The following is a 23,700-nucleotide window of genomic DNA, read 5'->3' on the forward strand; positions in this document are numbered from 1 at the left end:
GAGGTCGCGGAGCTGCGGCGGGTGAACGAGGTGCTGCGGGCGGCGAGCGCGTATTTCGCGGCCGAGATCGACAAGAGAGCCGGCACGACCTGCATCCGCACACTCCCCTGTGGCGAGATGCCGCGGTTCGAAGAGGACTACATGACGCAGTTCTGCTGCGACAAGCTGGACCGGCGGACATCGTTTTCGCGTCGGCGATCACCGTTCTCGCGGACTCGCGACACCTCCCCGCGCTGGTGCACTGCTCCGCGGGGAACGATCGCACCGGCTCCTCGTCGCGCTCGTGCTGGAACTGGTCGGCGCCCCGCGTGCATTCGCGCACCTCGACGACACCTACGGCGGCGTCGCAGACTATCTCGTCACCGCGGGCTCCCTGCCCCGTCGGACCCTCGACGACCTGCGCAGTTCCCTGCTCGTCCCCTCGGGCGCGGGCTGAGTGCACGAACCTAGCGCTCTACTGCGCGTACACGGCAAATGCCTTGTTGGAATTGAAGACGTCGGTTACCACCAGATCGGACCATTCCCGACGCAGGCCGAGTTCCTCGACCGCACCGAGCATGCAGAACCAATTCAGGATCTCGTGCTGGCCTGCATCGACGACATCTGCGCTGGTGTATCTGCGCATCATTGCGTAATCGTCGTCGAGCAGCGCCTTGTAAATTCGCACGTCAGCTTCGGTATCGGGACGCACATGCCACAGCTTGTCCGCCAAGAAGGCGTGGGACCAGCTCGAGGAGGCGACGAACGCCACCCTGAGATCGCGGTCGCGGAAATGCTGCGCGACCGCGCGACCCACTTGGAAACAACGGGCCGGTGTCGGGCCCGCGGGGTCGGGGACCTCCGACTCGATGTCGGCGAATCTCGCCAATCCACCCTTCCGCGCGATGGCGTGCTGCCCATAGCAATTGACGGTCATCGGGATGAAGGGGTACGACATCTCCGCGCCGGCGTTCGCGTAGTCGAGGAACAATTGCGTATTGAGGATGGCGTGTGGAAAGTGTGCACCGGCGCGCTTCTTGTACGAGTAGGCCATGTCGAATCCGCGCTCGATCAGGCCGTCGGTGAGTTGGCGGGCTCCCGACGCGTCACCACGCATGACGATCTCGAAATCGTCTGGTTTGCCCCAGAAGTTCGGGCTGCCTCTTTCGTTCATGACCTCGAAGGCCGGCACCTCGAGGTCACCGTAGGCGAGCACACAGAACGGTGGCACCACCTCCTCGCGGAAATTCTCGTACTGGTCGTCGCCCCACACCACGACGACATCGGGCGCGAACTCGTCGACTGCTTCACGCACCCGAGTCAAATTCGTCACCAGCTCCGCACGGTGTGCCGCTGCGGCTGCCGTTCCACCGTCGTCGGACCACTCGGAGCGCATCCGGTCCGGCCAATGAGCCGGATCCTTCTCCTCGACCGGGATGTCCGGGTCGGTGAGGGTCCATCGCAACAGGCCTGCCATGTGCTCGTCGGTTCCCGCCAACAGCGGGTAGTGGGTCATGCCGAGAGCGAGGAAGTCTCCCATTGGCCGTCCTTTCTGAGGTGGCGCCTCGGGCGCCGTCACACGCGCCGGGCGGATCGCTCCTCCATCGTGCGGTGTGCCGGTGACGCACGCACAGCAAGTTCCAGTGCCCGGAACGCGGCTCAGTCGTCGAACGGAAAGAGGTCTGCTCTGCCCTGGGACAGCATCTGGGTGGTGTCGCGGCTGATGCGGTGGGCGGTCAGTTTGACCGCGTTGATCACCGACTCGGAGACCTGCTCCGACGAGTCGAACTGAACGGCGACCGCCCCCATCGGCCGGCCTTTTATCAGGACGGGCGCGGCAATGTTGCCCAGGCCGAGAATCACACCATCTTTCTGGACAGCTGCCCCCGACACCCGTATGCGCTTCAATTCGTCGTGAATCTGCTTCGGATCCGTCACGGACTTGGGCGTCAGACGGGAGAGAGGGCCCGCGAGCAGTTCGGTGAGCTCGTCCTCGGGGAGATAGGCCATCATCACCCGGCCCATCGAGGACAGGTGCGCCGGGATCCGCGTACCCACCTCACCTATGGGCCGGGCGTGATCCACGGCGAAGAGCGCCTGCAGAATGACGACTTCATTGCCCCTGAGGACGCCGAAGTGCACCGATTCCTTCGACCACGCCTGCAACCGGGCCAGGTGCGGCAACGCGACCTCGCGCATTCCGTCCACCGGCATGGAGGAAACCAGCTGCAACAGACGGATACCGAGTCGGTAGCCCGCACCGTGTTCCTCGATGACATCCAGCTCACCCAACCGCTGCAGCAATCTGTGGACCGTCGATTTGGGTAAGCCGGTCTTACAGCTGATCTGCGTCAGGGTCAGCACCCGATCTTGCTCGTTGAATGCCCCGATGACCAAGAACGCCTTCGCGAGGATGGAGGGAGGCGCACTTTCCGCACTCCCGACGTCGTGTTTGTCATCTGCCACGTGCATCATCCGGGCCTCCGCACTCTCCGCTCCGCCGACCCAGCGGGAAACCAACTGTAACGGCGGTCACAACGCGCACGTATTCAGGGTACGGCTTTCGCCGACCGGTTCCAGCCCCTGGAACAGCCGCGGCGGACCCCGTGCGAGGCCACCTAACGTTCCCCAGATCCGGCTTGCCCGACGACGTGGGCGAACCGACGAACCAGAAACGGATGCGTGCGAAAGGAGACCCTCGTGGTTCCACCCGGCACCATCGATGTGCATGCGCACCACTTCCCCCGTGACGCCCCTCCCGTCGAGGTCATCGCAGGTTTTCCTCGAGCACCTCGGTTGGTGGTCGACTCTCCTGCGGTGGGACGGCTGGTCCGCGGATCCGAAGACTTCCGCACCGTCCGGCGCGCCCTCTGGGATGTGCAGGCGCGCTTGGAGGACATGGATCGGGCGGGCGTCGGAGTTCAGACGATTTCTCCCGTGCCGGTCACATTGGAATACGATGCTCCGGCAGCACCGTTTGCCGCCTACTGCCGATGGATGAACGAGTCCGTCGCCCGTGCGGTCGACGCCGCTGACGGCAGGCTCGTCGGAATCGGAACCGCCCCCGTCGCATCACCCCGTGACTGCCTGCCCGAACTACGTTATCTGTCCGAAGTTTTGGGGCTTCGCGGCGTCGAGATCGGCACGCGGATCAACGGAATGGAGTTGGACGACCCAGCGCTGGGGTACTTCTTCGACGCCGTCGACAGCCTCGGGCTCGCGGTACTTGTGCACCCGGTCGACGGCGGTGGCGGCGCAGTGCGGCGTTCCGGGTTCACCTACGACTTCGGACTCGGAATGCCATCCGACACTGCGTTGGCGGCCACTGCCCTCGTCTTCGGCGGGGTTCTGGACCACCATCCGGGACTACGGGTGGCCACGGTTCACGGCTGCGGAACCTTCCCGTGGGCATATCCGAGACTTCGCCTCGGCGCCCAGCTTGCCGCCACACACCTCCCGGACGAGCTGAATCGGACCGTGTCGCGCCTCTACGCAGACACCCTGGTGTTCGATCCGGCGCACCTGCCGACTCTGGTGCATCGCTTCGGTCCGAACAGGGTCCTCCTCGGCAGCGACCACCCGTTCATCCCAGGCCAACCCGAAGCGGGAATAGCAGACTTGGCCTCTATGGCACCGCATTTGCCGCCCGGAACCGTGCCGAGAATCCTCCGTGACAATGCACTCGAATTCCTCGGACTGTCATCCGGTGCGCTCGTCACCGCTCACTTCTCACCGACAAAGGAAGACCACCATGGCACTCACTGATGAAAATCTCGTCGACGTTCCCGGCCTGGCCAGCCGATGGGCACGCCTGGCGAACGGCGCCCGCGCGCACTACATGACTGCCGGCACCTCCGGCCCCGCGGTGATCCTGCTCCACGGCGGTTTGCCCGGCTCGTCAGGTCTCGCGGGGTGGCGTTTCATGGCCCCCTATCTCGGCGACAACGGTTTTCGCGTCTACTGTCCCGACATGCCCGGTTTCGGACTGTCCGACACCCGGGAAGAATACTGGCCGGACGGCATGGAGTCCTTCGTCGACTTCATCGACCAGTTCGCCACCGCACTGTGCCTCGACGAGTTCCACCTCGCAGGAAACTCCATGGGCTGCATGAACACGGTCAACTACACGGTTGCGCACCCGGACAAGGTCAAGAGCTTCATTTTGATCGCGGGAGATATCGGTGACGTGGTCCCGGAACACTTGACACCACCAGCGGGCGAGTTCCGTCTCACAGCGTACGACGGCACACGTGAAGGCATGCGCACCATGATGGAGGCGATCATTCACCGCGGCGAGGCGATCAGTGAAGATTTGATCGACATGCGTTACCTCTCTGCGAGGGACCGGATGGATGCGCACGCGAAGTTCTGGCCCACGCTCCTGCAGTACCGTCGAATCACGGACTGGACGAGCGAGAATCGCGCCGCCCGACTGGTAACCAAGGGGCGCCTCGACCGGTTGAGCACCCCCGGGCTCTACCTCTACGGCCGCCAGGACATCCTGACACCGGTCGAGTGGGGGTACCTCCAGGAGGACTACCTGCCCAATGTCCAGTTCTTCTATCCCGACGAGTGTGGTCACCAGGGTCAGACCGACCGGCCCGACCTGTTCAACCCCGTTTTTCTGGAATTCTTCCGGGAGGCCACGGTGTCCGGTGAGCTCGCCGACGCCGCTGGTGTCTCCGATCGCCGCCCCGAACTCCCCTTGATCAACCGTTCGCTGGTTTCTGCCTGAATCTCCGCGACAACCGATTGCCGACTCCGGGTCCACGATCCGGTGTCGGCCATCGGTCGTTGTCACCTGAGCGTACCGAGGAAGTGTCCGATGGCTCGACCGCCAACTGCGCCGACCGCGCTCTCACCTACTGCTCCGGCAAAGTCGGTGCGAACCTGTCGTCCTGACCGGACCTGGTTCTCGATCTGCGCGGCAATGTTCGTGGTCGCCTGGGGTGGCAATCAATTCACACCATTGCTGACCATGTACCGGGCAGAACGCGGATTCAGCGAACTCGCCGTGAACACCCTGCTGTTCGCGTATGTCGTCGGCCTGATCCCCTCGCTTCTGCTCGCTCATCGGCTGGCGGCCCGCTGGGGCACCCGGGATCCTCTCGTTCTCGCCGTACCCCTCAGCGCACTGGGCTCGATCCTGGTCGCGGCCGGGTCACACAACCCTGCCCTGATGTTCGCGGGGCGTATGTCCACCGGTGTGGCGCTGGGGATCGGGATGGTGGTCGGTGGGCTGGCGCTCGACTCGCTGTCGACCACATCTGGCCGCGCTCCACGCGCATCGGCAATGAGCCTGACCAGCGGATTCGCGGTGGGCGCAGGTGCTGCGGGCGCACTCGCCCAGTGGGCTCCTGCACCGACCACCACGTCTTTCGTGCTGCACGGAGTGCTCTGCGCTGGTGGCGCCGTACTCCTTGCGCGATCCACCACCAGTACTACGCGCACACGGTCAGACCCGCAGGAGCGAAACCGAACACCACTTCCGCGAGCATTCCATCTTCTGGTGATACCCGCCGCGCCGTGGATCTTCGGCGCCCTGGGCATCGCCTACGCGGTCCTCCCACCCATCGTGGCGGCCGAGTTGGCCGGCTTCGATTCAGCATTCTCCGGACTGCTGTGTCTTCTGAGTTTAGGTCTGGGCTTCGTCGCGCAACGACTCGTGGGGCGCACACCGAGACGAACGGGTCCGACACGCCTGATCGGACTTTCGCTGTTCGTCGTCGGCACGCTCGCCGCCGCCGTTGCTGCCGCAACCGCGTCGGTCTGGCTGGTCGTGGCCGCGGCATCCGTGCTGGGGATCGGATACGGATTGACGTTGGTCGGATGCTTGCGTGACTGCGAGCGATCAGCCCCGCCCGGCCGGCTCGGGACGATGACCGGCCGGGTCTACTGCCTCGGCTATCTCGGGTTCGGACTACCGACCTTGATCGCATGGCTGCACAGTTCATTTACGGTCGACACCACGACTTCGTTGTTGTGGGTCGCCGCTACGGCCGTCGTGACCAACCTTGCCGGTGCTGTCATTCTCGGCATCACACGAAGGAGGCAGGCGGCCGGCGTGTTCGCAGTTCCAGCGGCCGGAACTACGCACCACCCGGGCGTCCGACGTGGCTAGGTTTCGAGTATGTCCTTCCTGATCGTCGGTGCCTCGGTTGCAGGCACTCGAACAGCAATCGCTCTGCGGCAGCGCGGCTTCGGCGGGCACATAGTGCTGCTGGAGAGCGAAGAGCACTGGCCGTACGACAAACCCCCTCTGTCCAAGGACCTCTTGGCCGAGGGACCTGTTCCGGATGTTCCGCGACTTCTCACACCGGAGCTCGCAGCGGAGTTCGCCCTCGACGTCCGGTTGGGTGTGTGCGCGACCGGTCTCGACCCGGCCCGGCGGATACTGGTCACCCACACCGGTGAGGAGTTCTCGTACGAGCGGCTGGTGATCGCTACCGGAGCGCGTGCACGGGCCCTGCCGGTTTCCTCCGGTCTGGTGGGGGTTCACACTCTGCGTACGCTCGACGATGCGACGGCTCTGCGAGAAGCTCTCGCCGGCAGGCCGCGGGTGGCCGTGGTGGGCGCCGGATTCATCGGCGCCGAATTCGCATCCGCGGCGCGGGGGCGCGGCCTCGATGTCACTCTGATCGAGGCGCTCGAGATCCCGATGAGTCACGTTTTCGGCGACGAGGTCGGGCGCGAGATCTCCGCGATTCACACACTTCACGGCGCCGGGCTCGTTACCGGAGCACGCGTCGAGCGCTTCCTCGGCAGCGAGCAGGTCGAGGGGGTCGTCCTCGCCGACGGAACCGAGGTACCTGCCGACCTCGTCGTCGTCGGCGTGGGCGCAGTACCGAACACCGACTGGCTCGCGGACAGTGGGCTTCCCATCGACGGTGGGGTGCACTGCAGCGACCGCTTCGAGGTCGATGGCTTCCCCTCCATCTTCGCGATCGGCGACCTCGCCCTGTGTCGACACCCACTGCTCGGGGTCAGCGCGCGTATCGAGCACTGGACGAGCGCCGGTGAACAAGCTGATGCTGTAGCCGCGATCGTGACCGGTGCGGAACTCCCTGCGGCGCAACTTCCGTACGTGTGGTCGGACCAGTACGGCGCCCGGATCCAGATAGTCGGGATGCCCTCGCTCGGCGAACTCGCCCATCGCGAGGGGTCGATCGCGGAGGGCCGCTTCCGCGCCGTCTACACCGACGTCGACGACAAACCGATCGCCCAGGTCAGCGTCAACGATGCCCGAGCAGTCGCCGCGTTCCGCAAGAACCACCGTCGCGACGGGAGTCTCGAAGACCTCGTCGGTCAGCAGACACCCGCCCGATAAAGGAAGGCACCCATGCGTCATATCCAGCATTTCAAGGACGGTCCGGACAAGATCCTTCATATCGAGACCGAGGGCTGCAAGGTCAACGTGATCATCGGGACCCACGACCTGAGCAACGAGGTCTTCACGACCGTCGAGATCCTGCCCGCCGAACCCGACGACGACGGACGAAATTGGATGGCAATTGGTCCCACGGCCGTGCTGGTCGTTCCGGCCACCGGCTCCGATCCCGACAGTTGGCTCTTCCGGGACCTCGCTACAACCAATCCCAGCGTCGCCGACCACCACTAACGCACGCCGCCGGCGCGGCCCGCACTCATCAGAACGGACCATCTCCATGACCGCAGAGCAATTCATCATCGACGACCGCGACAACAACCTCTTCCGGGTCAACCGTGAAGCCTTCACTTCCGAGGAGGTGCTGCAGCGCGAGCGAAAAGAGATCTTCGGAAAGACATGGCTCTACGTCGGACACGAATCAGAAATTCCCGGCAAGAACGACTTCCAGACCCGGGACGTCGGCGGCCGGCCGGTCATCTTCAACCGCGACCGCCATGGTGATGTTCGGGTGCTGCTCAACACCTGCCTGCACAGGGGATCATCCGTCTGTCGGCACAGTTCGGGTAACGCCAAGATTTTCACCTGCTTCTACCACGGCTGGGCGTACCGAAACTCGGGAGAGTTGGTCAATGTGCCCGGTAACGAGGACTACAAGAGCGAGCCGTCCGCGGTGTACAAGGGTCTGCAGTCCCCCGCCCAGGTGGACAGCTACCGCGGGCTCTACTTCGTGAATTTCGATCCCGACGCGCCGGATCTGCTGACGTTCCTCGGCGAAGCCCGCTACTTCATCGATTTGGCAGCCGATCAGTCCCCTGAAGGCGTCGCAATCCTGGAAGGAACCCACAAGTACTCGCTGAAGGCCAATTGGAAGCTCCTCGTCGAGAACAGCATCGACGGATATCACGCCAAATCCGTCCACCACACCTACTTCGAGATGATGATGGAACTGGGTGCCACACCCCCGATGCTGGGTAAGGAAACCGTCAACGGTGTGTCCCCCGCCGGCATGGGCACCGAATTCCCGAACGGGCATGCCACATTGATGTATCCGGCCAACGGACTCCCGCTGGCGACCGACGGTGTCAAGCAGACCCTCGCCAACCTTCGGGAACAGGCCGAGCAGGCCTTCGGTGAGAACTACGCCACCGCGATGTTCGGCCTCGCACGAAACTCGGTGTTCTTCCCCAGCCTCATCCTGATCGATCTCAGCTTCGGATTGACGCTGCGCACGTTCTACCCGGTGAGCCCATCGGAAACCCTTGTCACCGGCTGGCAGATCATCCCCAAGGGTGTCGACGAGGAGTTCGTCAAGTACCGCATCAACAATGCACTCACCTTCTGGGGACCGGCGGGGCTCGCGACCCCAGACGATGTCGAGGCTCTCGAACAGGCCCAGAAGGGGTTCGGTGCCCGTGGCGAAGTCGGCTGGTCCGACGTGTCGAAAGGTATGGGCAAGCCCGTCCCGGCGGCAAACGACGAACTGCAGATGCGCTCGTGGTGGCGAGAATGGAACAGGCGCATCACCGGACAGCAACTCCCCACCGAGGGCACCTCGTTCGTTCCCTTCGACAAGCAGGACGTCGATGCCTGACCTCGCTCGATCACGCCGAATCATCCACAACGCCGCCAGTCACCTCAGAAGGATATCCCTATGACTTCCGTGTCGGAGACACCAACCATCACCACTCGTAGCGCGATCGAGGAATTCCTGTTCCACGAAGCCGGCCTGATCGATCAATGGCGCCTCGAGGAGTGGCTCGACCTGTTCACCCTCGACTGCACATACGAAGTTCCCGCCACGGATCGGCCGGACGCAGATCCCGGTCTCACGTGGTCGCTCATCCACGATGGTCGCACCATGCTCGAACAGAGGGTGATTCGGCTCAAGAAGCCGGAGGCGCACGCCGAGTTTCCCCATTCTCAGACCAGTCGGATCGTCGGCAATGTGCGAATTCTTGCAGAGACGGACGAAATACTCTCCGTCACCGCTAATTTCATCATCAACCGTGCAAAAGCCGGCAAGTTCGACACCTACGTCGGCCGGTACGACTACGAACTCATACCCCGGAACTCGTCGTTCCTGATCCGTCGAAAGCGAGCCGTCCTGGCTCACGACATGCTCGATCCCCAGGGCAAGATCAGCTTCATCATCTGAACGCTTCCACGATCCACAATGCGCACCGCCGACAACGAGGCGATTCCCGCATCCGCGCTTTACGAGAGGGCCGACCATGGCACCAGAAACGTCAACCGAAGCACTGATCTTCGCGTGCAACGAACAGGATCTGGCTGACGGCGAAACTCTACGCTTGAACGCCGAAGGTGGGATCGCCGTGTATCGCGTCGACGGCGAATTCTACGCCACATCCGACTCCTGCAGTCACGAGAAGTGGTCGCTCGGCGAGGAAGGCGAACTCGAGGGGCACGAGGTGCTCTGCACGCTCCACATGGCCCGGTTCGACGTCCGCACCGGAGCACCCCTGTGCTTTCCCGCGGTTCTCGCATTGAAGAAGTACCGAACCGTCGTAACCGACGGCCGGGTGTACATAACGCCGAACAGCGACTGAACACTCTCGCGCCCAGCGCACTCCATCAGAAGGTAGTACCACCACATGAACAGGTTCAAGGGCCGGACCGCGGTTGTCACCGGCGCAGGCAGCGGCATCGGCCGCGCCATCGCCGTGCGATTGGCCGACGAGGGCGCCGATCTCGTCCTCGGAGACCTCAGCGCGGACGCAGTAGAGGCCGTCGCCGAACACCTTCGGCCCGGCAACGCGGCGTCGGTGACCACCGTCGTCGGAGACCTCTCCCAGCGAGAGGATGCCGCCGACCTCATCCGGCGGACAGTCACCGAACACGGCGCGATAGACGTGCTGGTGAACTGCGCGGGCGGCGGCGTCATCCTTCCGACGTTCGACCACACCGAGGAAACCTTACGGGCAACCATCGACCGCAACCTCTGGACGACCCTGTACACCACGCTCGAGGCACTACCCCACATGGTGGACGCCGGGTACGGCCGAATCGTTCACATAGGAGCCGAATCCGTACGCAATGGTTTGTACCGGCACGCGATCTACAACGCCGCCAAGGGTGGAGTTCATGCATTCGGAACCGGACTCGCGCGTGAGTTCGCGGATTCCGGAATCACCGTCAACACAGTCGCTCCGGCGTGGATCGAGACGCCGGAGGCCGCCGCCAAGTTGGCCTCCGCACCGCCCGAGGTGAAAGACGACATGGCGATATTCGGCGCCCAGATGCGCAACCTCATCCCGATGAATCGTCCAGGAACGGTCGAAGAAGTAGCGGCCACAGTCGCCTTCGTCGCGTCCGAAGAAGCGTCCTACGTGACGGGTCAGGTGATCAGCGTGAACGGTGGCAGTTCCATGCTGTGACGCGTTCCAACAAATGGACGCGCCTTGGACCGCAGCGGGAGGGGCGGCGCATCAGCCGCCGTTTTCCCGATCCCTGGTGTCGGTGAGCGCACGGGTAATGCTCAGGGCGGTGGTATGGACGGCGGGACCGACACGCCGGATATCGACCTTGCCGATCCATCCGGACGCGGAAACGGCGGCCACCGGCGGACCGTCGGCACTGCGAATCGCGCTTGCGACGCAGGCGACGCCGGGCGCCGATTCCTCGTGCTCGTAGGCGATGCCGCTCGAGGCTATGCGCCGCAACTGCCGCACCAGGGGTCCGGGCGTGGTGATGGTGCGTGGACCGACCCGGACCAGGCCGGCCGCGAGCACCTCGGCGATCACCTGCGGCGGTGATCCCGCAAGCAACGCCTTGCCCACCCCGGTGGCATGCGCGGGCAGCCGCCCGCCCACACCGGAGGGCAGCCACGGTGCGTCCCGTCCCGGCAGTATCTCGACGTAGACCACCTCGGTACCGTCGAGGATCGCCAGATGCACGGTCTGCCGCGTCGCCTCCCGCAGATCGGCGAGGAACGGCAGCGCCACCTCGCGGACCGACCGGCGCCGCGAGGCCCGTTCGCCGAGCTCGAACAACCGCAGACCCAGCCCCACCTTGGCACCCCGACGTTCGAGGAACCCGACGGCTTCCATCTCCTTCACCAGCCGCGACACCGTCGCCTTCGGTATCCCGGTCCGCCGGGTCAACTCGTTCACACCCAGCGCGGTGTCAGTGGGCCCGAACGCGGCGAACAGATCCGACATCCGCCGGACCACCGAGGTCGGCTCGCCACTCGGCGGCAAAGTGTTCCGTTCTATGGGACTCATTCGTTGAGTATCACCATCCGGCCCGGCACAGTACAAACAACTACGCGCCCAGCGTCCAATTCGAACCAACCCACCGTGAGGTCATCGATGCCAACCACCGCCTCTGCAGCCCTCTCGAATTCGTCGATTCTGGCGGCCACGGACCGTCTTTCCGCGGCATCCGCAACGGCACGACCGTGCGCACCCATACGGGATCTCTTGGGAGTCAACGATATCGACGCCGCCTACGCGGTCCAGCAGCGGTTGACCGACCACCGCGTCGCCGCCGGCGGCACCATCACCGGCCGCAAAATCGGGCTCACCTCCCCCGCCGTGCAGCAGCAACTCGGGGTGGACCAACCGGATTTCGGTGTGCTGTTCGCCGACATGGACGTCACCGACCTACCCGAGGTACCGAGTGGCCGGTTGCTGCAACCGAAAGCCGAGGCCGAGATCGCATTCGAACTCGGCGCCGACCTCGTCGACGGTGACCTCGACCTCCCCCAGGTGCGGGCCGCCGTCGCCCGCGCCGCAGCAGCGTTGGAGATCGTCGACTCCCGCATCGCCGACTGGGACATCACCATCACCGACACCGTCGCCGACAACGGCTCCTCCGGACTCTACGTCCTCGGCGAAAACTGGCTCACGCTGGATGAATTCGAGCCGCGCGAGGTGTCCATGCGCCTGTTCTCCGGCGAGGAATTGGTGTCCGAGGGCACCGGCGCCGCCTGCCTCGGGGACCCCCTCGAAGCCCTCGCCTGGCTCGCCCGCACCGCCCGCGACTACGGCCAGCCCCTGCGCGCCGGGCAGGTCATCCTCTCCGGGGCCCTCGGCCCCATGGTCCCCACCCCACCCGGCACCCGAATTCGCGCCGAACTGACCAGCCTCGGCACCGTGACCGCCACCTTCTCGAAGGACAACGCATGACCGACACCCCCAAGATCAAGGTCGCGATCATCGGATCCGGCAATATCGGCACCGACCTGATGATCAAGGTGATCCGCAACTCCGACACCCTCGAGATGGGCGCCATGGTCGGCATCGACCCGGCTTCCGACGGACTCGCCCGCGCCGCCCGCCTGAAGGTACCCACCACCGCCGACGGCGTCGACGGCCTGATCGCCCTCGACAACTTCGCCGACATCGCCATCGTTTTCGACGCCACCTCCGCCAAGGCCCACCAGACCAACGCAGCCACCCTCACCCCCTACGGGAAAAAGCTCGTCGACCTCACCCCGGCCGCGATCGGCCCGTTCGTTGTTCCCCCGGTCAACCTGGAAGAGCACCTCGACTCCGGCGTCGACAACGTCAACATGGTCACCTGCGGCGGCCAGGCCACCATCCCCATGGTCGCCGCCATCTCCGCGGTCACCCCCGTCGCCTACGCCGAGATCGTCGCGTCCATCGCCTCGAAATCCGCCGGACCCGGAACCCGCACGAACATCGACGAGTTCACCGAAACCACCTCCCACGCCATCGAACAGGTCGGCGGCGCCGCCCGCGGCAAGGCCGTCATCATCCTCAACCCCGCCGAACCACCCCCGTTGATGCGCGACACCGTCTACGCTCTGATCGGCGACGCCGACCACGACGCGATCCGCGCGTCTGTCGCGGAGATGGCCGCCCGGGTCGCCGAGTACGTCCCCGGCTACCGGCTCAAGCAGGACGTCCAGTTCACTCCGATCCCCGAGGGCGAACCGGTGCATACCCTGCTGCGCGACGGCGGCGGTCCGGTCACCACGAAGGTGTCGATCTTCCTCGAGGTCGAGGGCGCCGCCCACTACCTGCCCGCCTACGCCGGCAACCTCGACATCATGACCTCCGCGGCCCTGCGCACCGCCGAGTCCATCGCCCGACGCATCCAGCACACGATTCCCGCGGAGGCCCACTCGTGACCACTCCCCAGCTCTATATCCAAGACGTCACCCTCCGCGACGGCATGCACGCCGTCCGGCACCGCATCACCCCCGACGACGTCGGAAAGATCGTTGCCGCGCTCGACGCCGCCGGTGTCGACGCCATCGAGGTCGCCCACGGCGACGGTCTCGCCGGCGGCTCCCTCAACTACGGGCCCGGCTCGAACACCGACTGGGAATGGATCGAGGCCGCCGCCGACAACCTGACCCACGCCACCCTGACCACGCTGCTGCTACCCGGCGTCGGCACCATCGCCGAACTCGAACACGCCTACCAGCTTGGGGTGCGCTCCATCCGCATCGCCACCCACTGCACCGAGGCGGACGTGTCCGCCCAGCACATCGCCAAGGCCCGCGAACTCGGCATGGACGTCTCCGGATTCTTGATGATGAGTCACATGAGCTCCGCCGACGACCTCGCCAAACAGGCGAAACTGATGGAATCGTATGGGGCGCAGTGCGTCTACGTCACCGACTCCGGAGGCAGGCTCACCATGGACGGTGTCCGTGAACGCGTCCGCGCCTACCGGAACATTCTCGACCCCGGCACCCAGATCGGTATCCACGCCCACGAGAACCTCTCGCTGTCCGTGGCCAACAGCGTCGTCGCCGTCGAAGAAGGCGTCACCCGCGTCGACGCATCCCTCGCCGGGCACGGCGCCGGCGCCGGCAACTGCCCACTCGAGGCATTCATCGCCGTCGCCAACCTCCAGAACTGGAAACACCACTGCGACCTGTTCGCCCTCCAAGACGCCGCCGACGACCTCGTTCGCCCCCTCCAGGACCGGCCCGTGCGCGTGGACCGAGAAACCCTCACCCTCGGCTACGCCGGCGTCTACTCCAGCTTCCTCCGCCACGCCGAAACCGCCGCGAAGCAATACGGCGTCGACGTGCGCACCATCCTCCTCGAAGTCGGCAAACGCGGACTCGTCGGCGGACAGGAAGACATGATCACCGACATCGCCCTCGACATGCAGGCCCAGGGACGCTGACCGTCCTCCCCCTTGCCAGGGACGTCGCAAACTGATTATGGTCAGTCCATTCGCATGAGAGGAGATCAGCGTGTCGATCAGAGTGGGGTTGTCGGTCACTGATGCACTCCTCGTCCCGAAACCCGCAGATCGGCGGCTTCTTCTCGATTCCGCGGCCGAAGCCGGGCTCGATCACATCACCGTCGGTGACCACATCAGCTTCCACGGCGGTACCGGGTTCGACGGCATGGTGTCGGCCACGACCGTCCTGTCCAGCCACGACACGCTGTCGGTGATCATCGGTGTCTACCTGCTCGGCCTGCGGCACCCGATGCTCGCCGCCCGCCAGATCGCGACGCTCTCGCAGATCGCGCCCGGACGGTTGGTCGTCGGTGCCGGCGTCGGCGGTGAGGACCGATCCGAGATTTCGAACAGCGGGGTCGACCCCAGCACCCGCGGCCGTCGGCTCGACGAGACCCTCGAGGTTCTGCGTGCCGTTCTCACCGGTGAGGAGGTCACCCATCACGGTGAGTTCTTTACCCTCGACCAGGCACGAATCTTGCCGGCGCCGCGGCCCGCGGTCCCGATCCTCATCGGCGGCCGAGGTGAATCCGCCATTCGCCGCACCGCCCGCTATGGCGACGGCTGGCTCGGAATCTTCTGCACACCGCGACGGTTCTCCGAGACACGTACCGCGATCCTCGACGCCGCCGCGCGGGAGAACCGCGCTCCCAACTCGTTCGGCGTGAACGTCTGGTGTGGCCTCGACACCGACGCCGATGTTGCCGATCGTCTGGTGGGCGAGAAGATGCAGGCGTTGTATCAGTTGCCGCGCGACAAGTTCCGTCACCTGGCACCCTCCGGAACACCCGAGCAAGTGGCCGAGTGGCTGAACTCGTTCGTCGAGGCAGGTGCCGACAACATCACCCTGGTCCCGGCAGCCACCTCGATGGAAGCGGCGATCGAGCACACGGCCTCGGTCCGTGCACTACTGCTCGGCCATCACAGCTGACCGGGCCACACAGCACTACTCGTCCTACGACTACGCGACCATCCGTCGCTACACAGGGAAGTCGTTGCGCCGACACGGCGGAACACACGGTGCCACTTCCCGACGAACGGAGATCCGCATGACCGACCCGCACCCCCGCAAGGCCTTGGTGACCGGTGCCGCACGTGAGGGCGGAATCGGCAAGGCCATCGTCGCCCGGCTCGAGGCCGATGGGGTGAAAGTGGTCACCCTCGACCGTGCACCGGGGTGCACGTACCAGGCCGACATGTCCACCGACGAACTCCCCCCGCTCGACGACATCGACGTCTACGTCGCGAATGCCGGTTTGACGACGATGTTCGGGGCCGCACACAGTATGTCGATCGACAAGTGGCGGAAGGATCTCGACGTCAATCTCACCGGGACCTTCCGGGTGCTCCAGCAGTGCCTGCCTGGGATGCGCGAACGACGGTATGGCCGCGTCGTCGTCATCTCCAGTACCGCAGGCACGCAGGGCATGCCGGCTCAGGTGTCGTACAGCACCACGAAGGCAGGGCTGCTCGGTCTGGTCAAGACGGTCGCGGCAGAGAACGTCGCCTTGGGTATCACCGCCAACGCCGTCCTGCCCGGAATGACCGCCAGTTCCGGGATCCTGTCCATGCCGCAAGACATCCAGGACGCCTGGCTCGCGTCGATGCCCAACGGATTCGTCGACCCGGTCGACATCGCCGACGCCGTCGCGTTCTTCGCCTCCCCCACCGCCCGCAGCGTCACCGGCCAGTTCCTCACCGTCGATGCGGGTGACGGTCTCAACACCCGCACGGTCACCTCCTCGGTGGCACAGCACCACTGACAGTCCCAGCGAGTGCACTGGAGAAATCGACAGTGCCGTGCACCGTAACCCTCGCCGTGCGTCCAGGTGCTCTCTACCGTCCGACACGTCGGATCCCGACTCGGAGGACGCTTCATGGACTTGGCCTGCAGTTGCGCCGTATCGGGAGGGCGATGTCCGACTCCCCCTACCAACGCATGTCACCCCTTTTGGACAGTCCTTTACAATGGACTATCCATATGGTGTTATCTGTGACGGGGGCCACCTTCGAAGGAAGTCCTTCTCGGCGGCATCCCGTCCCCATTATCGATTTCGATCGACAGGAGCTTCCATGAGCGCAGTCCGCACGGCTGAGTTGCAGGCGCCCACGCGGCATCTGAATCGCTGGTGGTACGTCGTTACAGGCTTTCTGACTCTGCTGTTCGGCACGACCGCGGTGAACGTCTTGTTCAACATCCTCGGCAAGCCGATGACCGCGGAATTCGGCTGGGAACGAAGCGTCATCAGCAACGGTCTGTCCATCGAAACGGTGCTGGTGGGTATCAGCATCGTCATCCTGGGCTTCCTCGTCGACCGGTACGGTCCCAAGATCCCGTCGGTTCCGATGTCGCTGGCATTCGGAATCGGCCTGATGCTGATGTCCGTCCTGCCGAACAACCAACTCGTCTTCTACCTGCTCTGCGTGGCGATCGGCGCTGGAGCGGGCGCCGTGAACCCGGTGGCGCACTCGACCGTGGTGAGCGCATGGTTCCAGGACCGTCGCGGCATGGCGCTGGGCATCCTCATGGCCGGCCTCGGCTCGTGCGGGGTACTCATGCCGTATCTGGCCAACTGGATGCTCGGCATCGGCGGATGGCGCCTGGCGTTCCTCGTCATCGGCGCATTGTGCACGGTCATCCCGGCCGCGGTCTACGCCTTCGTCACCCGGATGCCCGCCGAACACGAAGCCGAGCGCAAGGCCGCGCGTCTGGAAGGCCGGATGGCCGGGGAATCGCTGCTCACCGTGGCGAGGAAGTACCGGCAATTCTGGTTGCTGTCCGTCGCCATCTTCCTCGTGTCCTCGGCGACCTTCGGCCTGATGTCCCAGGTCGTGCCCATGACCACCGACAAGGGCATCAGCCAGGGCACCGCCGTCTCCATCCTGTCCGTCCTGAGCCTGGCGTCGATTGCCGCGCGACTGCTGGTCGGCTATCTGCTGGACCGGTTCTACGCCCCCGCCATCGGCTCGATCATCTTCGCACTGTGCGGGGTCGGGGTCTTCTTCATGATCACGTCGTCGCAGACCGGCCTTCTGTTCGTCGGCGCGGCCCTGATCGGCCTGGGCCTGGGGTCCGAGGGTGATCTCGCCGCCTACATGGTGAGCCGATACTTCCCCAAGCACTCCTACGGCCGGGTGCTGGGCTTCATCTACTTCCTCTACGCGCAGGGGTCGGCGTTCGGCATCTTCCTGCTCGGACAGGTCTACAGCGCCACCGGTTCCTACAGTGCCGGCGCCCTGCCGATCATCGTGCTGGTCGGAATCGCCATCGCCTGCCTGCTGATGATGGGTTCCTACCGCTTCACCCTGGACCATCGCGAGATCGGCGCCGACAATGTCACCGTCGAAGAAAAGGAGCACGTATGACCGACGGATTTCACGACGCCTTGGTGACTCGCGCCACCGAGGACATGCCGGAGAAATTCTTCGACCGGTTCATGTTCAACCTTCACCCGGACGGGCGTACCGCGCCGTCCGTGATCCTCGGCGCCGGGGCCTACCCGCCCCGCAACGTCGTGGACGGTTTCGTCGTCCTCACCACCGGGACCGAGCAGCGCAACCTCCGCTACTCCACCGAACACTCCGAGACCGACGGCGCCTCCGTCGGACCACTGAGATGGGAGACGGTCGACGACAATTCCGCCTGGCGAATCCAGCTGGGCGAAAACAAGACCGGACTCGAACTAGATTTGCTCTGGCACGCCCGGGCACCCTATTGGCTCGGGTCGGTGGACGTGGAGAACACCGACGGAAACGTCACCTCCTTCGATCATCTGTTCCAGCCCGGTCGCTACGAGGGCACGCTCACCCTCGACGGAACCACCACCGACGTCGGAGGCTGGTACGGACTGCGGGACCGTTCCCGCGGGGTACGCACCATGTCCGGGGGCCAGGGTTTGCACATCTGGTACCAGGCCCAGTTCCCGGATCGCACGTTCGGCTTCCTGCTCGTCGAGGATCGAGATGGCGGGCGAATCCTGTTGGAGGGCGCCGTCATGCATGACGACGGACGACTTGACGACATTACCGACGTCCGGCACGACCTGGCGTTCACCGCGGGCAACGACCTCGCCAGTGGCGCAGTGGAGGTCGTGACTACCGGCGGCGCGACCTACCGCGTCGACGCGGACGCCTCGGCCGGCGGCGGCTACATGGCGGGCGGCGGTTACGGCGGGCACCACGGCAAGGTTCGTGGCCGCGACCACGAAGATTTCGACGTCTACCCCCTCGACGGAACCGTGGGCCCCAAGACTCTCGACTCCGCCCTCACCGACCGTTGCTGCACGTTCGAGTGGAACGAGGAAACCGGCTACGGAATCTTCGAGTTCGCCCTGTCGCGATCGTCGTCGTACACCTACCACCCCACGCTGACGCGCTGACCCACGCCGGCCACTGCCCCCGCACCGACCCAAAGGTGCAGGGGCAGTGCTATTGACGGAAGGCGTCCAGGCCCTCGGTCGCCATTCGCACCATGTGATCGGCCAGCCCGGCCGTGCGGGTCACCTTGGCGGGCCAGTACGCGATCGAGAAGATCATGCCCAAGCACGACTGGGTGGCCACCGAAACCTCCGCCGGTGACGCGGCGGGGATCGCCCGCGTCACCGCTGCCTCCCACCCCTGGACGTACTGCTTGCGCCGTCGGTTGATCGCTTTCCGCCACGGATCGACCAGCGACCGGTCCTCCCGCTGGCTGACGTTGACGAGGTGGCGGTGCCTCGCCGCGAAGAGCGCATGATGACGGATCATCCGTTGAAGATCGAGGTCCGCGTCGTCGAGTACCGGCTCGGTGGCGCCGATCAGCTCGTCCATCGCCTCACCGAACAGGGTAGCCAGGATCTCGTCCTTGCCGGAGAAATGGCGGTAGATTGCTGGGCCACTCAGGCCGGCCCGCGACCCCAACTCGTCGACACTTGTGCCGTGAAATCCCTTCTCGTAGAAGAGCTCTGCAGCGGTGTCGAGAATCTTACGGTTGCGGTCCACCGAGCCATTCTAGCACCGAACTGTGAACGATCGTTATGATGTGTCGATGACGTCACCAGCAGAAATCCCCTCGTACGTTCAGGTGATAGCACTGCCCCGCGAGTGTGGGCCGGTGCCCATCCCGTCCGCCTACGAGGACGAGAACGGCCACATGAACATTCGCCACTACTTCGATCTCGAGGCGCAGGCAATCGCCGTCGTGTTCGACCGAATGGGCATCACCGACGACTACCGCGCCACGCGCGACCAGGGTTTCTTCACCGCCGAGCACCACATCCGGTACTACGCGGAGGTGCACGTCGGCGACCAGGTGTCGGTCCACGCGCGAATCGTCGAACGTTCCGACAAGATCGTCCACGTCATGGCGTTCCTCGTCGATGACACCACTGAACGCCTCGCGAGCACACTCGAGGTCACCGCGACCCACGTCGACCTCAGCACCCGCCGGGTCGTGCCCTTCGCCGACGACGTCGCGGCCGCAGTTGACCGGGAACTCAGCCACACCGACGTCGACTGGCCCGCCCCCGTGTGCGGTGCGATGGGCATCCGAACCCGTGCGGCCCGCTGAGCGGAATGCCGTACAGAGGTCGGGCCACATTCCCCGTCAGTGGAGTAGCAGCTTGCCGATGCTCGCCGCCGCCTCCAGCGTGGCGGCGGCGATTTCCGGCGACCGGCTGTCGATACGCCGGCTGGGTCCGCCGACGGCCAGGCACGCCATAATGTCATGGCCAACGACGATGCGGGCGGCGACTGCGCTGAGGTCGGGAAGTGTATCGCCATGGTTGAAAGCCACGCCCGTGATCCGAGCCTCCTCGACCTCCGCGCGAAGGGCGGCCGCCTGGTCCGGCTGGATGTGGTCGGCGACGTAGCGCTCGAGGTCGTCATCTTCGAGCTGGGCCAGGTAGAGCTTTCCGATCGACGAAGGGCGGTCGGTGGGAGGCCGTACCCGGGGAGGGACGTACCGCACGGGTTGATCGGACTCGACGCTGTGCAGGTAGACGAGCGTATCGCCAACCATGCTGCCCAGCATCACCGTCTCGTTGAACTGCCGAAGAAGGTCGTCCATGAACGGTCGCGCGACCGACACGATCGACGGGCTGTCAGCGGCCGATAGCGCGCCGATGGATGGTCCGGTGCGGTAGCGCGTGTCCTCATAGGTGAGGTAGCCCCGATAGACCAATGCCTTTAGCAGCGGGTGCAACGACGACTTGGCGGCCCCGACCTGTTCGGCCAGCTGGCCGAGGGTCATCCCCTCCCCTGACGCCACGGCGATTTCGAGGGCGTGCAGCGCCCGGGAGACCGCGCGGTGCCCCTCGCTGTCAGCCATGTCCAACCCTCCACGCCATCTCTTCCGCCGGTGACGGCGAGTTTATCGCCCCCTGGCTGCCGCGATCTCCTCAGCGCCGCAGCTGGCGTCGGAAGTCGCTACGATCCCGCGACGAAGCAGATCGGCAATCTCCTCCTCGCCGTGGCCGAGTTCGACGAGGAGCCGCCGCGAGTGTTCCCCCAGTGCGGGTACCGGGCGCACCGGGTATTCCTTCCCGCGCTCGGTGATCACCTGACGCAGGGTCGGGACAGGCCCGACCGGCGTGGGTGTTTCGACCCACCTGCCGCGCTCCACCAACTGCGGGTGATCGGCCACCACTGCGAGATCATTGACGCGGGCGCAGGCGATCCCGATCCGGTCGAGCAGCGCGGTGAGCTCGACGGCGGTGAATCTTCGGCAGGTATCGGAGACGAGTGCGTCGACCTCGTCGCGGCGCCCTGCCCGGGCTACGTTGGTGGCGTACCGCGGGTCGGAGACCAGCTCCGGGCGACCCATGACGTGCTCGGCGAAGCGCCCCCATTCGCGGTCGTTCTGGACGCCGACGACGACCGGGGTGTCTCGGGTGGCGTACTCGCCGTAGGGCACCAGAGAGGGATGGCCGAGACTTATTCGCTCGGCCGGGCTGCCATGATGCTGGGCATAGTAGATGTGGTTGGCGATGAAGTCGGTCATCGCGTCGATCATCGCGACGTCGACCACAGTTCCTCGCCCGGTCCGCTCGCGTTGGAACAGGCCCATCATCGCCGCCGAGGTCATGTACATGCCGCTGGCAACGTCGGCCGCCGAGAAACCGGGTTTCACCATCAGATCTTTGGTGCCGGTGACAGCTACCGCTCCGGACTCCGCCTGTACCAGTGCGTCGTAGGCGCGTTTGCCGGCATAGGGGCCTGGCGTGCCGTATCCGGAGTTGGAGACGATGATCAGGCGCGGGTTGCTACGGGTCAGCTCGTCGGCGCCCAGCCCGAGCCGCTCGACGGCTCCGGGACTCATGTTCTGCATGAAAACGTCGGCGCACTCGAGCAACTCGAGCATGATCTGGCGGCCCTCGGGTGACTTGAGGTCGAGTGCCAGCGATTCCTTGCCGCGGCCCGTCCACAGGAACACACTGGACATCTCGCCTGCGACCGCGACGTCGTATCCGCGGGCGAAGTCGCCACCGTCGATTCGCTCGACCTTGATCACCCGCGCCCCGAGATCGGCGAGCTGCCGGGTGGCGATGGGGACGGCGACGGCGTGCTCGAGTGCGACGACGGTGACGCCCGCCAAGGGAAGATTCTCGTGCTCCGCCTGTGTAGTTGGAATGGATGCAGTGGAATCAGTTGTCATCGTGTTGCCTTCTCGGGTTGGCGGTCGGTTACGTGTCGAGTACGGCGACCGCGCACGGAACGCGCAATCATCACCCCCGCGAACACGACCGCGAGGGCCAGCATGGTGCCGGAGATCGGTCGGGTGAAGAAGACTGTGACGTCGCCGCCGCTGATGAGTAGCGTCTGGCGAATGGCGGGCTCGAGCAGCACTCCGAGAACGAAGGCGAGCACTAGCGGGCCCGGCTCGAAGCCGAACTTGCGCATGGCGTACCCGAGGACACCGAAAACCAGCACTACCCACAGGTCGAAGACGCTGTTGTTGATGCTGAAGACCCCGAGCATGGTGACCACGGTGGCGAGGGCGACGAGGATCGCGACGCGCACGTCGAGGATCCGGATGAACACCCGCACCAGCGGCAGATTCAGCACCAGCAGAATCACGTTGCCGACGACCATCGAGGCGATCACTCCCCAGAATATGTCGGGGTGCTCGGCCATCAGCTGAGGTCCCGGGGTGACACCCTGAATGAGCAACGCGCCCAGAATCAATGCGAGCACGGGGTTCGGTGGCAGGCCCAGGGTGAGCAAGGGGATGAAGGACGACTGCGAACCCGCGTTGTTGGCGGTCTCTGGGCCGGCGACGCCCTCGATGGCGCCGTAACCGAAGCGCTCCGGATTCTTCGAGCGCCTCTTCTCGGTCGCGTACGACGCGAGTGAGGCCACCATGCCACCACCACCAGGCACCAGTCCGAGGACGAACCCGATCAGGCTGCCGCGGACGATCGGTCCGCGGGACTGGCGGAGCTCGGCTCGCGACGGGAGCACATGGCCGACACGGGCAACAGTGCCGGCTGGCTGGCGCGAGCGCTCGAGGGTGTACAACAACTCACCGAGCCCGAAGAGCCCCATCGCGACCGCGACGAAGTCCAGTCCGTTGAGCAACTCGAGGCTGCCGAAGGTGAAGCGCGCACTGCCCTCGATCGAGTCCTGTCCCACGGTGGCCAGCATCAGCCCGCAGAAGGCCATCAACAGGGCCGCCGCGAATCGCCGCGACGCGAGATACGCCGCCAACACAATGCCCAGAAGCGCCACGACCGCGAACTCGGGCGGCCCGAACCTCAGCGCGAAGGATGCCAGGACCGGCGCCAGCAGGACCAGGCCGACGACGGCGACCAGGCCGCCGACGAAGGACCCGATCGCGGCGATGCCGAGGGCAGGCCCCGCCCGCCCCTGGCGGGCCATCTGATAGCCGTCGAACGTCGTCACCACGGACGCCGCCTCACCGGGGAGGCGGAGCAACACGGAGGTGATCGTGCCGCCGTACATCGAACCGTAATAGATACCCGCCAAAAGAATAACGGCCGTCGCGGGCTCGAGACTGTAGGTCAGTGGCAGCAGGAGCGCGATCGTTGCCGTGGGACCGAGGCCCGGGATCACGCCGATGACCATGCCCGCCAGCACGCCCAGTAGCACGAAAAGCAAATTCATTGGAGTCAGCGTCGTCTCGACGCCGGTGATAATTCCGGAGAAAT

At 65.2% G+C, this 23,700-nt stretch carries 25 protein-coding genes and 1 pseudogene; 19 read left to right on the top strand and 7 right to left on the bottom strand.

The genetic code is table 11. From position 1 onward, the window contains the following. Nucleotides 1–179: 179 nt before the first annotated feature. Both AZG88_RS55850 and AZG88_RS52250 read left to right on the top strand, forming a co-directional pair. A pseudogene (locus tag AZG88_RS55850) lies at nucleotides 180–260 on the top strand (hypothetical protein); the annotation flags it as partial. Between the two features lie 23 nt (nucleotides 261–283). Beyond that, complete coding sequence (locus tag AZG88_RS52250; protein ID WP_156517724.1) at nucleotides 284–436, top strand: hypothetical protein; 153 nt, start codon at nucleotides 284–286, stop codon at nucleotides 434–436. 18 nt (nucleotides 437–454) lie between these two features. On the opposite strand, the gene AZG88_RS38965 is transcribed toward AZG88_RS52250, so the two are convergent. Next, nucleotides 455–1,519, bottom strand: a complete 1,065-nt coding sequence (locus AZG88_RS38965; RefSeq protein ID WP_061700687.1) for an extradiol ring-cleavage dioxygenase — start codon at nucleotides 1,517–1,519, stop codon at nucleotides 455–457. 119 nt (nucleotides 1,520–1,638) lie between these two features. After that, nucleotides 1,639–2,454, bottom strand: a complete 816-nt coding sequence (locus tag AZG88_RS38970; RefSeq protein ID WP_061700688.1) for an IclR family transcriptional regulator — start codon at nucleotides 2,452–2,454, stop codon at nucleotides 1,639–1,641. A 225-nt stretch (nucleotides 2,455–2,679) separates the two neighbouring features. Between AZG88_RS38970 and AZG88_RS38975 the strand changes: the two genes are divergently transcribed. The 9 genes from AZG88_RS38975 (at nucleotide 2,680) to AZG88_RS39015 (ending at nucleotide 10,761) form a co-directional block, all read left to right on the top strand. Further along, on the top strand, nucleotides 2,680–3,744 hold the full coding sequence (locus tag AZG88_RS38975; RefSeq protein ID WP_061700737.1) for an amidohydrolase family protein: 1,065 nt from the start codon (nucleotides 2,680–2,682) through the stop codon (nucleotides 3,742–3,744). Beyond that, a complete protein-coding gene (locus AZG88_RS38980; protein WP_061700689.1) occupies nucleotides 3,731–4,714 on the top strand; it encodes an alpha/beta fold hydrolase in 984 nt (327 codons plus the stop codon). Before AZG88_RS38975 ends, AZG88_RS38980 begins: the two co-directional genes overlap by 14 nt. Before the next feature lie 90 nt (nucleotides 4,715–4,804). Then, nucleotides 4,805–6,100, top strand: coding sequence for an MFS transporter (locus AZG88_RS38985; RefSeq protein WP_082833577.1), 1,296 nt, complete (start codon nucleotides 4,805–4,807; stop codon nucleotides 6,098–6,100). A 9-nt stretch (nucleotides 6,101–6,109) separates the two neighbouring features. Continuing rightward, nucleotides 6,110–7,306 (top strand): NAD(P)/FAD-dependent oxidoreductase, encoded by a 1,197-nt coding sequence (locus tag AZG88_RS38990; protein ID WP_061700691.1) that lies wholly within the window; start codon nucleotides 6,110–6,112, stop codon nucleotides 7,304–7,306. 12 nt (nucleotides 7,307–7,318) lie between these two features. Then, entirely contained in the window at nucleotides 7,319–7,597 is a 279-nt protein-coding gene (locus tag AZG88_RS38995; RefSeq protein WP_061700692.1) for a hypothetical protein, read from the top strand. A gap of 46 nt (nucleotides 7,598–7,643) precedes the next feature. Beyond that, complete coding sequence (locus AZG88_RS39000; RefSeq protein WP_061700693.1) at nucleotides 7,644–8,957, top strand: aromatic ring-hydroxylating oxygenase subunit alpha; 1,314 nt, start codon at nucleotides 7,644–7,646, stop codon at nucleotides 8,955–8,957. Nucleotides 8,958–9,017: 60 nt separating this feature from the next. Next, the gene (locus tag AZG88_RS39005; RefSeq protein WP_061700694.1) at nucleotides 9,018–9,521 is read left to right on the top strand and encodes an aromatic-ring-hydroxylating dioxygenase subunit beta; all 504 of its coding nucleotides are present in this window, start codon (nucleotides 9,018–9,020) and stop codon (nucleotides 9,519–9,521) included. Between the two features lie 76 nt (nucleotides 9,522–9,597). Next, entirely contained in the window at nucleotides 9,598–9,933 is a 336-nt protein-coding gene (locus tag AZG88_RS39010) for a non-heme iron oxygenase ferredoxin subunit (protein WP_061700695.1), read from the top strand. Nucleotides 9,934–9,978: 45 nt separating this feature from the next. After that, entirely contained in the window at nucleotides 9,979–10,761 is a 783-nt protein-coding gene (locus AZG88_RS39015; protein WP_061700696.1) for an SDR family NAD(P)-dependent oxidoreductase, read from the top strand. A 51-nt stretch (nucleotides 10,762–10,812) separates the two neighbouring features. Here AZG88_RS39015 and AZG88_RS39020 read toward each other — a convergent pair whose 3' ends face one another. After that, on the bottom strand, nucleotides 10,813–11,607 hold the full coding sequence (locus tag AZG88_RS39020) for an IclR family transcriptional regulator (RefSeq protein WP_061700697.1): 795 nt from the start codon (nucleotides 11,605–11,607) through the stop codon (nucleotides 10,813–10,815). Nucleotides 11,608–11,694: 87 nt separating this feature from the next. Here AZG88_RS39020 and AZG88_RS39025 point away from each other — a divergent pair, with 87 nt between their 5' ends. From AZG88_RS39025 to AZG88_RS39055, 7 genes are all read left to right on the top strand, one after another. Then, complete coding sequence (locus tag AZG88_RS39025) at nucleotides 11,695–12,513, top strand: 2-keto-4-pentenoate hydratase (RefSeq protein ID WP_061700698.1); 819 nt, start codon at nucleotides 11,695–11,697, stop codon at nucleotides 12,511–12,513. After that, nucleotides 12,510–13,481 carry an acetaldehyde dehydrogenase (acetylating) gene (locus tag AZG88_RS39030; RefSeq protein WP_061700699.1) on the top strand — a complete coding sequence of 324 codons (972 nt, stop codon included), beginning with the start codon at nucleotides 12,510–12,512 and terminating at the stop codon, nucleotides 13,479–13,481. The genes AZG88_RS39025 and AZG88_RS39030 overlap by 4 nt, the downstream gene beginning before the upstream one ends. Further along, entirely contained in the window at nucleotides 13,478–14,494 is a 1,017-nt protein-coding gene (gene dmpG / locus AZG88_RS39035; RefSeq protein ID WP_082833578.1) for a 4-hydroxy-2-oxovalerate aldolase, read from the top strand. The genes AZG88_RS39030 and dmpG overlap by 4 nt, the downstream gene beginning before the upstream one ends. Nucleotides 14,495–14,564: 70 nt before the next feature. Then, nucleotides 14,565–15,485: an LLM class flavin-dependent oxidoreductase gene (locus AZG88_RS39040; RefSeq protein ID WP_061700700.1), complete on the top strand. Its 921-nt coding sequence runs from the start codon at nucleotides 14,565–14,567 to the stop codon at nucleotides 15,483–15,485. A gap of 118 nt (nucleotides 15,486–15,603) precedes the next feature. Then, the gene (locus AZG88_RS39045; protein WP_061700739.1) at nucleotides 15,604–16,317 is read left to right on the top strand and encodes an SDR family oxidoreductase; all 714 of its coding nucleotides are present in this window, start codon (nucleotides 15,604–15,606) and stop codon (nucleotides 16,315–16,317) included. Between the two features lie 310 nt (nucleotides 16,318–16,627). Then, nucleotides 16,628–17,920: an MFS transporter gene (locus tag AZG88_RS39050; protein WP_061700701.1), complete on the top strand. Its 1,293-nt coding sequence runs from the start codon at nucleotides 16,628–16,630 to the stop codon at nucleotides 17,918–17,920. Then, nucleotides 17,917–18,933 carry a DUF7064 domain-containing protein gene (locus tag AZG88_RS39055; RefSeq protein ID WP_061700702.1) on the top strand — a complete coding sequence of 339 codons (1,017 nt, stop codon included), beginning with the start codon at nucleotides 17,917–17,919 and terminating at the stop codon, nucleotides 18,931–18,933. Before AZG88_RS39050 ends, AZG88_RS39055 begins: the two co-directional genes overlap by 4 nt. A 49-nt stretch (nucleotides 18,934–18,982) precedes the next feature. On the opposite strand, the gene AZG88_RS39060 is transcribed toward AZG88_RS39055, so the two are convergent. After that, on the bottom strand, nucleotides 18,983–19,534 hold the full coding sequence (locus AZG88_RS39060; protein WP_061700703.1) for a TetR/AcrR family transcriptional regulator: 552 nt from the start codon (nucleotides 19,532–19,534) through the stop codon (nucleotides 18,983–18,985). Between the two features lie 46 nt (nucleotides 19,535–19,580). Here AZG88_RS39060 and AZG88_RS39065 point away from each other — a divergent pair, with 46 nt between their 5' ends. Next, nucleotides 19,581–20,102, top strand: a complete 522-nt coding sequence (locus AZG88_RS39065) for a thioesterase family protein (protein WP_061700740.1) — start codon at nucleotides 19,581–19,583, stop codon at nucleotides 20,100–20,102. 36 nt (nucleotides 20,103–20,138) lie between these two features. On the opposite strand, the gene AZG88_RS39070 is transcribed toward AZG88_RS39065, so the two are convergent. From AZG88_RS39070 to AZG88_RS39080, 3 genes are read right to left on the bottom strand one after another with little or no spacing between them, the layout of a single operon-like run. Further along, entirely contained in the window at nucleotides 20,139–20,861 is a 723-nt protein-coding gene (locus AZG88_RS39070) for an IclR family transcriptional regulator (RefSeq protein WP_061700704.1), read from the bottom strand. 42 nt (nucleotides 20,862–20,903) lie between these two features. Then, nucleotides 20,904–22,187 (bottom strand): CaiB/BaiF CoA transferase family protein, encoded by a 1,284-nt coding sequence (locus tag AZG88_RS39075; RefSeq protein WP_061700705.1) that lies wholly within the window; start codon nucleotides 22,185–22,187, stop codon nucleotides 20,904–20,906. Further along, the gene (locus AZG88_RS39080) at nucleotides 22,184–23,656 is read right to left on the bottom strand and encodes a tripartite tricarboxylate transporter permease (protein WP_061700741.1); all 1,473 of its coding nucleotides are present in this window, start codon (nucleotides 23,654–23,656) and stop codon (nucleotides 22,184–22,186) included. The genes AZG88_RS39075 and AZG88_RS39080 overlap by 4 nt, the downstream gene beginning before the upstream one ends. Between the last annotated feature and the right edge of the window lie 44 nt (nucleotides 23,657–23,700).

The sequence above is a fragment of the Rhodococcus sp. LB1 genome (genome assembly GCF_001583455.1).
In the GTDB taxonomy this organism is placed as follows: domain Bacteria; phylum Actinomycetota; class Actinomycetes; order Mycobacteriales; family Mycobacteriaceae; genus Rhodococcus_F; species Rhodococcus_F opacus.